Below are 2,956 nucleotides of genomic sequence, written 5' to 3' on the forward strand. Positions count from 1 at the left end.
ATCCAAGTAAGCATTGCCTCAGCTCCAGCCAAAATTATGAGAATCTTCATCCAATCCGGCTTCGGAAGGAAAAGTGTTATTCCTACAATAACCAAGAAATTAACAATCGCGAGTACGATCTTAAGACCCAAGACACCCGGGAGCAGCTCGTTGAGCTTTTTCCTGTCCCTGGCAACTTCCCTCATAAGATAATAACCAACACCCAAATCAGAGAATATTCCAAGAAGCCCCACGTAGTAGAAGATGAACGAATACTGACCGAGTCCTTCCGGGCCTAGGGTTCTGCTTAAAAGTACTACCACGCCATAGGCTAGGAGTTTCGAAATAACCTCAGCACTGAAAAGCCAGCCCGCGTTTTTGATTAGCCTTAGTTTTAAGCTCTCAGTCATAGTCCTCAAAACCTAATGAAAGGCACAGTATAAAAACCTAATCTCCCCTCTGTATCTTAGCATGACCTCCAACCAAGCTCTTCTTAAGCTCGAGATTCCTTATCTCGCACTTCTCATCTATTATGGAGCGCCATATTGTAGAACCCCTGATAACAGTGTTACCAAAGATTATCGAATCGCTAACATCGGAGTTCTCAATCACGCAGTTCTCCCCAACGTAGGCGTAGGGCCCAACTATCGACCTTCCGAGAATTCTCGCACCCTTCTTTATAACCACAGGATTGATTATCTTAGAATAAGAACTTATCTGAATCTCCTCAATCTTACTCTCCTTCAAAAGGGTCTTCATGGCCTCCAGATAACTATCGGCCGAACCAATATCATACCAGTAGTCATCGAACTTGTATGCATAAATTTCAACGTCCTTCTTAAGAAGCCACTCTATGAAATAGCCCGGCGAATCTCTGTTGCCCTCTTCGAGGTATTCACCAACCTTCTCTATAACATCCTTTGGAAAAGCATAAACGCCAGTGCTTATCAATGTGGACTTTGGTTGCAGGGGTTTTTCCTGAAAATCAATCACTCTATCCCCCTCAACCAGCACCACACCATACCTCTTCGCTAACTCAAAATCACCAACGTCGTAAACAGCTATTAACGGCCTTCCACTGTAGTGTTTCAAAAACTCCCCCAGAGAAAAGGAGAACAGATTGTCACCAGCAACTATAAGGTAATCATCAACCCCAAGTTCTGATACTGCATATTTAATGGCTCCAATGGTTCCGAGCTTTTCCTCTTCGCTTATGGTTTCCTCCACAATAAGCCCAACGTTGTTTTTTTCGGCCCAATTCTTAAAATGCTTCTCAAAGAACTTGTTGGTGGATACATAGACTTCCAAACCAAGATCCTTGGTCTTCTCAAGGATGTAATCGATGATGTATTTATCTCCCACAGGTAAGAGGGGTTTTGGTTTACCCTTTGTGATCGGCCACAAACGAGTGGCATATCCGCCGGCCATGATAAGGACTTTCATTTATTACACCCCCTTATTCTCGTAATGTCTCCCGGATTTTATTCAGAAATTCCTCAACACCACGAACATCGTCCTTAAGATAATGGTAAATCTTTTTGTCGTTGATCTCCCAATATATGTGCACAAGCCTGTTCCTGAACCTAACCATTAGCATTAAACGTTTCCCCAAATGTTCACTTATAATACCATTCTCTACTAAAACTCTGAAAGTGTCAGCGTAATCTTGGGGAAGCCTCATACGATTTTTAGAAATTAAGTGATATGCAATATCAATACATGCTTCGATAGCAACTAACAGATTATATTTGGCGCTTGAAATGTAATGCTTGTTCTTTAAAAAGTCCTCTTCAGAGAAACTTGAAAGTTCTCGAAGGTTCTGTAAGGCATTCTCCGCTTCTGAAACAAGCTTCATGATTTTTTCTTTGTCATATTCCAAGGAGATCCCTCCCATACCTCCTGAGATAATAAGAATAATCATGATACTCACGCAAAGTCCCTTCCTCAAACTCACATCTGGCATTATCATCCCTACTAAAAAGGAGCTCTCCCTCAAGAGCCTTAAATCTGAACGTCACCGGGGCATTATTAACAACCCTAACATCAACTGGAAGCCCTATAAACTGTGTTAGCTCCTCTTCCATCTCCAGCTCATAGGCTAAATCGTGATCTCCATCAACGTAAATAGCAACGTCAATGTCTCTGAATGGACGGTTTTCAATGAAAGATCCGTGAATATAAGCAAACAAAACCTCTTTCCGATTAATTAAAAAATCGGTAATCCTCTTCTTTATCTTCTCTCTATCCTCGGATGGTAAGTTGTATATCCTCATGTATTAAAATTCACATCTGAAAACTAAAAAACTTTCCCTAAAGCTTAAGAGAACTACTATTAAAGTTAGTTTGGTGATAGAATGAAGGTACTCGTAACTGGCGGTGCCGGGTTTATAGGCTCTCACCTTGTGGATAGACTTATGGAGGGGGGTCATGAAGTTAGAGTTCTCGATGATTTAAGCGCAGGGAGCTTGGAAAACCTCAAAGGGGGGATTGATCACGAACGTTTTGAATTTATGCATGGAGACCTGAGAAGGAGAGACATTTGTGAAAAAGCAGTTAAAGGAGTGGATGCCGTTTTTCATCTTGCTGCAAATCCTGAAGTGAGGATTGGCACCCAAAGTCCAGAACTTTTATATGAGACTAACGTTCTCATAACCTACAACCTCCTCGAGGCCATGAGAAAAGAAGATGTAAAAGCACTGGCCTTCACTTCCTCATCCACAGTTTATGGGGAGGCAAAGACGATACCAACCCCCGAGGATTATGGGCCCCTGGAACCGATAAGCGTCTATGGCGGGGCAAAGTTGGCTGCCGAAGCATTGATATCAGGCTATGCCCACACATTTGACGTAAAAGCCGTGGTCTTCAGGCTGGCAAATATAATAGGGAAGAGGTCAAACCATGGAGTTATCTATGATTTCATAAACAAACTCAAGAAGAATCCAAACAGATTGGAGATTTTAGGCGATGGAACACAGAG

At 42.2% G+C, this 2,956-nt stretch carries 5 protein-coding genes; 1 reads left to right on the plus strand and 4 read right to left on the minus strand.

The genetic code is table 11. The features are described from left to right. From H5T41_10930 to H5T41_10945, 4 genes are all read right to left on the minus strand, one after another. The coding region (locus H5T41_10930) for an oligosaccharide flippase family protein (protein MBC7109271.1) at positions 1–389 on the minus strand (389 nt) is incomplete at its 3' end. A gap of 37 nt (positions 390–426) precedes the next feature. Further along, positions 427–1,422 carry an NDP-sugar synthase gene (locus H5T41_10935; GenBank protein ID MBC7109272.1) on the minus strand — a complete coding sequence of 332 codons (996 nt, stop codon included), beginning with the start codon at positions 1,420–1,422 and terminating at the stop codon, positions 427–429. A 13-nt stretch (positions 1,423–1,435) separates the two neighbouring features. Beyond that, the gene (locus H5T41_10940) at positions 1,436–1,873 is read right to left on the minus strand and encodes a DUF86 domain-containing protein (protein ID MBC7109273.1); all 438 of its coding nucleotides are present in this window, start codon (positions 1,871–1,873) and stop codon (positions 1,436–1,438) included. Then, positions 1,848–2,252, minus strand: a complete 405-nt coding sequence (locus H5T41_10945) for a nucleotidyltransferase domain-containing protein (GenBank protein ID MBC7109274.1) — start codon at positions 2,250–2,252, stop codon at positions 1,848–1,850. Before H5T41_10945 ends, H5T41_10940 begins: the two co-directional genes overlap by 26 nt. 81 nt (positions 2,253–2,333) lie before the next feature. On the opposite strand from H5T41_10945, the gene H5T41_10950 reads away from it, so the two are divergent. Next, positions 2,334–2,956 (plus strand): SDR family NAD(P)-dependent oxidoreductase (locus H5T41_10950; protein ID MBC7109275.1); only part of this gene is annotated, 623 nt, incomplete at its 3' end.

This window comes from Methanomassiliicoccales archaeon (assembly GCA_014361295.1).
GTDB lineage: Archaea > Thermoplasmatota > Thermoplasmata > Methanomassiliicoccales > JACIVX01 > JACIVX01.